Source organism: Streptomyces sp. MK37H (assembly GCF_018035285.1).
Lineage (GTDB): Bacteria > Actinomycetota > Actinomycetes > Streptomycetales > Streptomycetaceae > Streptomyces > Streptomyces endocoffeicus.
The window spans coordinates 1-5,686 of the sequence record NZ_JAAAYH010000519.1 but is presented as its reverse complement, the minus strand read 5'-3'; the positions used below and the strand labels follow the sequence as shown (position 1 = coordinate 5,686).

At 70.9% G+C, this 5,686-nt stretch carries 5 protein-coding genes; all 5 read right to left on the bottom strand.

All coding sequences use genetic code 11. The annotated features are described in order from the left end of the window. Positions 1–162 precede the first annotated feature (162 nt). The 5 genes from GWI24_RS39535 to GWI24_RS39515 are packed head-to-tail and all read right to left on the bottom strand — an operon-like array spanning position 163 to position 5,384. Complete coding sequence (locus tag GWI24_RS39535; RefSeq protein ID WP_210950857.1) at positions 163–483, bottom strand: L-rhamnose mutarotase; 321 nt, start codon at positions 481–483, stop codon at positions 163–165. Between the two features lie 11 nt (positions 484–494). After that, positions 495–1,577, bottom strand: a complete 1,083-nt coding sequence (gene rhaS, locus GWI24_RS39530; protein WP_210950856.1) for a rhamnose ABC transporter substrate-binding protein — start codon at positions 1,575–1,577, stop codon at positions 495–497. A gap of 29 nt (positions 1,578–1,606) precedes the next feature. After that, positions 1,607–2,578: an ABC transporter permease gene (locus tag GWI24_RS39525; protein WP_210950855.1), complete on the bottom strand. Its 972-nt coding sequence runs from the start codon at positions 2,576–2,578 to the stop codon at positions 1,607–1,609. Beyond that, positions 2,575–3,618: an ABC transporter permease gene (locus tag GWI24_RS39520; protein ID WP_210950854.1), complete on the bottom strand. Its 1,044-nt coding sequence runs from the start codon at positions 3,616–3,618 to the stop codon at positions 2,575–2,577. The genes GWI24_RS39525 and GWI24_RS39520 overlap by 4 nt, the downstream gene beginning before the upstream one ends. After that, positions 3,615–5,384, bottom strand: a complete 1,770-nt coding sequence (locus GWI24_RS39515; RefSeq protein WP_374103398.1) for a sugar ABC transporter ATP-binding protein — start codon at positions 5,382–5,384, stop codon at positions 3,615–3,617. Before GWI24_RS39515 ends, GWI24_RS39520 begins: the two co-directional genes overlap by 4 nt. Between the last annotated feature and the right edge of the window lie 302 nt (positions 5,385–5,686).

The following is a 5,686-nucleotide window of genomic DNA, read 5'->3' as shown; positions in this document are numbered from 1 at the left end:
CCGGAGCCGGGACGAGGCCGGAGGCCGAAGCCCGCTATGGTCCGGCAGCGCCCCGAAGGGGCGCGGGGCTGTGTCGAGGTGCGGCTCCGCCGCGTGGGCGCGACCAGCCACGACGGCGCCGCAGACCGCCGACGACGGATCGTGGCACCTTCAGCGGAGCGTTTACGCGAGGTGGAAGACCTCCGTGAGCGGCGTCATCGCCTCGTCCGGCTTGGCGCCGTCGAGTGCTTCGAAGAACGGCGCCATCTCGGCCTGCCAGCGGGCGTTGACCTCGGTGGCGGCCATCGCGGCCCGGGCCGCCTCGAAGTCCTCGGTCTCCAGATAGCCGACGAGCAGCCCGTCCTCGCGCAGGAAGAGCGAGTAGTTGTGCCAGCCGGTCTCCGAGAGCGCCGCCCGCATCTCGGGCCACACGGCCGCGTGCCGCTCGCGGTACTCCTCGATCCGGTCCTGGCGGACCTTCAGCAGAAAACACACCCGCCGCATCGCCGACCGCCTCAGAAGTGGTACTTGTCGATGTTGGACTTCTCGAAGACGGTGGGCGGGCCCAGGATGACCTCGCCGTTCTTGCCGACCGTGTACTCGCCCAGCTTCCCGGCCTTGAACTTCTCCCCCTCGGCCCCGGTGATCTGCCCGGACGCGAGCGCGGCCGCGGCGTACGAACCGAGGTAGCCGAGCTTCTTGGGGTCCCAGAGCGCGAACTGCTCGACGGTGCCGTCCTTGACGTACTTGCGCATCTGGTTGGGCGTGCCGAGTCCGTTCAGCACCACCTTGCCCTGGTACGAGGAGCCGCTGATGTAGCGGGCGGCCGCGGCGATGCCGACCGTGGTGGGCGCGATGATGCCCTTGAGCTTGGGGTACGCCTTGAGCAGGCCCTGGGTCTCCTGGAAGGACTTCTGGTCGTCGTCGTCCCCGTACACCGTCTTGACCAGCTTCATGTTCTTGTAGGCGGGCTTGCTCAGCTCGTCCTTCATGAAGCGGATCCAGGTGTTCTGGTTGGTGGCGTTCTGGGTGGCGGAGAGGATCGCGATCTGGCCCTTGTAGTCGAGTTGCTTGGCGAGGTGCTGGACCTGGCTGCGGCCGATCTCCTCGGAGCTGGCCTGGTTGATGAAGAGCTGGCGGCAGGCCGGGGCGGTGTCGGAGTCGTACGCCACCACCTTGATGTCCTTCTTCATGGCCTGCTTGAGCGGGCCGCACACCGCGTTGGGGTCGTTGGCCGCGATCAGGATGGCGTCCTGGCGCTGCTGGACCAGGGTGTTGATGTACGTCACCTGGGAGGAGGCGCTGGCGTCGGAGGGGCCGACCTCCTTGCCCTTGCCGCCGAACTCCCCGGCGGCCGTGATCCCCGACTCGTCGATGAGCTTCTCGTAGGGGTTGTTGATCTGCTTGGGCAGGAAGGCCAGCTTGAGGCCCTTCTTCAGGGGGGCTTCGGGGTCGGCCTTGGCGTCGCTCTTGGCGGCGCCGCCGTTGTCGTTGTCCTTCTTGGTGGTACCGCCGCAGCCGGCCAGGGCCACGGCCAGGGCACAGACCGCGGCGGCGGTGGCGGCGGCGCGGCGGCGCGCGGTGGGGCGCTGGATCATGAGAAGACCTTTCGCGGTGCGTGGGTGTATCAGCTGGTCGAGGCGGCGGCGCGCCGGTGACGCCAGGCGCTCACGGTGGTGATCAGACGGGGGGTGAGGACGGAGGCCACCAGCAGCAGCCCGGTGACGATCACCTGGACCTCGTTGGCCACGTCGTTGAGGGTCAGCAGGTTCTTCAGGACGCCGATGAGCAGCACCCCGGCGACGGCGCCGAACAGCGTGCCCTTGCCACCGTCGAAGTCGACGCCGCCCAGCAGGACGGAGGCGATGACGAGCATTTCGAAGCCCTGGCCGTTGTCGGCCCGCGCGCTGCCGTACCGCAGGGTGAACACGACCCCCGCGAAGGCCGAGATCAGCCCGCTGACCACGAACAGCAGCAGCTTGAGGCGCTTGACGCGGATGCCCGCGAAGTACGCGGCGTCCTCCTGGGCGCCGATGGCGAACAGCGACCGGCCGACGCCCGTGGCGTGCAGCACCACCGCGGCGATGGCGGCCAGCACGATGAACAGCGTCACCGGATAGGTGAGGAAGGTGCCGGGCACGGTGGTGGTGTCCACGGCCCACTTGGCGTACGTCTCGGGGAAGTCGGTGATGGCGCCTGCGCCGAGCACCACCGAGGCCAGCCCCCGGTAGAGCGCGAGCGTCCCGATGGTGACGGCCAGCGAGGGCAGCCCGACCCGGGTGACCAGCCAGCCGTTGAGCAGCCCGCCGGCCACGCCGACCAGCAGCACGATCGGCACGATGGTCTCGAACGCCCAGCCCGCGTCCCACAGTTGGCCGGTGAGCGCGCTGGACAGGCCGAGCATGGAGGCCACCGACAGATCCACCTGCCCGGCCACCACCAGCAGTGTCATCGGCAGCGCCATCAGCGCCACCTCGGCGATGTCGTTGAAGGCGAAGGCGAGGTTGTCGCGGCTGCCGAAGCCGTCCGTGGTGCCGAGTCCGGTGAGGAAGACGGCCACCAGCAACACCCCGACGGCGGTGTCCCACCTGAGCTTCATCGTGCGCTCCTCTTCCTCAGCGCGCGGGTCATGCGCACCCTCACGATCCGGTCCACGCTGATGGCCACCAGCAGCAGCGCACCGGCGATGGCGTCCTGCCAGAAGGAGTCGACCTTCAGCACGGCCAGGGCGCTGCCGATGGTGGTGAGCAGCAGCGCGCCCAGCGCCGCGCCCCACACCGTGCCGGTGCCGCCGACGATGGCGACGCCACCGACCACCACCGCGCTGACCACGGTGAGTTCCCAGCCGTGGGCGTTGTCGGCGACGACGGTGCCGAAGCGGGCCAGCCACAGCGCGCCCGCGAAGCCCGAGACGGCGCCGGAGAACAGATACGCGGCCAGCACCCGCCGCCGGATCGGCACCCCGGCCAGCCGGGCGGCCTCCGGGCTGGAGCCGATGGCGTACAGCTCACGGCCGCCGCGGTAGGTGCGCAGGACATACCCGGTCCCGGCGAGCACCACGAAGGCGATCAGCGGGAGATACGGGATGCCCAGCACGCTGCCACTGCCGAGGTCCAGCAGGGACTGCGGCACATCGGCGGCGTTGATCTGCTCCCCTTGCGCCCACCAGTAGTCGACGCCCTGGATGATGTAGAGCATCCCGAGGGTCACCACCAGCGCGGGCACCCGTCCGAAGCTCACCAGCGCACCGCTGACGATGCCGCAGCCCGCGCCGACGAGGAGGCCGAGGGCCAGGACCGTCAGCGCCCCGTGGTCGGTGCCGGAGACGAACTTCCCGCAGGCGAAGGCGGACAGGCCCACCACGGAGCCGACCGACAGATCGATGTTGCGGGTGATGACCACCACCGACTGCCCGACCGCGAGCAGCACCAGGATGGCGGCGTTGAGCAGCAGGTCCTTGATGCCCTGGTCGTCGAGGAAGCGCGGTTCGGCGATCCAGGTGAACAGCACCAGCAGCGCGAGAGCCCCGGCGATGCTGATCTCCCGCGCGCGGAAGACGGCGTCGACGAGCGAGCGGGCCGAGCGTGCCGTCTCCGGCGCGGCGGCGGGTTTGTCGGGTTTCTCGATGGTCACGCTCACGTGCGGGTCCCTTCTGCGGTGGCGCCGGTGGCGCCGGTGGGCCCGGTGGCGCCCGTGTCACCGGTGGCGCCGGTGGCGCCGGTGGCGCCGGTGGCGCCGGTGGCGCCGGTGGCGCCGGTGGCGCCGGTGCGCCCGCTAGCGCCGGTGGCGCCGGTGCGCCCGCTCGCCGCGGCGCCATCGGTGGACCCGATCGCGTCGGCGTCGCGGGGGAGCTCGGTCTCGGCGGCCTCACCGGCGACACCGGCGCCACCGGCGCCATCCGTGAGCCCGGTCGCGGCGGCCATCACGGACTCCTCGGTGGCCTCGGCGCGCGGGATCTCGGCCACCAGCCGGCCCTCGTGCATCACCAGGACCCGGTCGGCCATGCCCAGCACCTCGGGCAGATCGGAGGAGATCATCAGCACCGCGAGCCCGTCGGCGGCCAGCGACGACAGCAGCCAGTGCACCTCGGCCTTGGTGCCCACGTCGATCCCGCGCGTGGGCTCGTCCACGATGAGCACCGTGGGCTCGGTCGCCAGCCACTTGGCGAGCACGACCTTCTGCTGATTGCCGCCGGAGAGCACCCCGACGTGGTCGGCGAGGCTGCCGTACTTCAGCCGGAGCCGGACCGCCCAGTCGGCCGCGCGGCCGCGCTCCAGCGTCCGTTTCACCAGCCCCGCGCGGCCCAGCCGGTCCAGGCCGGTCAGTCCGATGTTCCGCTCGATGGACATCTCCATCACCAGTCCCCGCTGGCGCCGGTCCTCGGGGACGAGCGCGAGCCCGGCGTCCATGGCGGCGGTCGGCGAACCGGGCCGCAGCGCGGCCCCGCCGACCCGCACCTCGCCCGCGTCCGCCCGGTCCACGCCGAAGACGGCCTGCGCGACCTCGGTGCGCCCGGCGCCGACCAGCCCGGCGAGCGCGACGATCTCACCGCGCCGCACCTCGAAGGAGACGTCCCGGAAGACGCCCTCACGGGTCAGCCGGCGCACCGACAGCGCGGTCTCGCCGACCCGGCTGTCCTGCTTGGGGTAGAGCTCGGCCAGGTCCCGGCCGACCATGCGGCGGACCAGAGCGTCCTGGGTGAGCCCGGCCAGCGGCTCGGAGGCCACCCACCGGCCGTCCCGCAGGGTGGTGACCCGCTGGCAGAGCTCGAAGATCTCCTCCAGACGGTGGGAGATGAACAGCACGGCGGCGCCCTCGGCGCGCAGCGTCTCGACGACCGAGAAGAGCCTGGCGGTCTCGCTCCCGGTGAGCGCCGCCGTCGGCTCGTCCATGATCAGCACCCGGGCGTCGAAGGAGAGCGCCTTGGCGATCTCGACGATCTGCTGGTCGGCGATGGACAGGCCCCTGGCGGGCCGGTCCGGGTCGAGTTCGACGCCGAGCCGTGCCATCAGGGCGGCGGTGGAGGTCCGTACGGCCTTGTGGTCGATCCGGCCGAGGGCCCGGCGGGGCTGACGGCCCATGAAGATGTTCTCGGCGATGGACAGATCGGGGAAGAGCGTCGGCTCCTGGTAGATGACGGCGGTGCCGACGTCACGGGCGTCGGCGGGGCCGTGGAAGACCACCGGCTCGCCGTCCAGCAGCACCCGGCCGGAGTCGGGCCGGTGCACCCCGGCCAGGATCTTGATGAGCGTCGACTTGCCCGCCCCGTTCTCACCGGCCAGGGCATGGGCCTCACCGGCGAAGAGCTCGAGCGAGACGTCCCGAAGGGCCCGTACGGCGCCGAAGGATTTGTTCACCCCCTCGAGGGCGAGGACCGGCACACCGGTCGAAGCAGGCTGGCTCACGGAGTCTCCTGACGCGTACGCAGGGGCAACAAATGAAATGTTTCAATGCCGGATTCCGGGAAGCTAGCCGGGCCCTATGCGGCCGTCAAGGGGGTGTGCACGGGATATACCCACATCCTTTCAGCCCCCTTGACGCACCCCGAACCCCGGCCCTACGGTCCAGGCGCCTTGGGTTGAATCGTTTTCATCGATCGTTCCCATCCAGCCGTCCCTGGAGGAAGCCCGTGATCAGCAGACGCCACCTGCTCGCCACCACCGCTGCCACCGGTACGGCCCTCACGGGTCTACCCGCCCTCACCCCG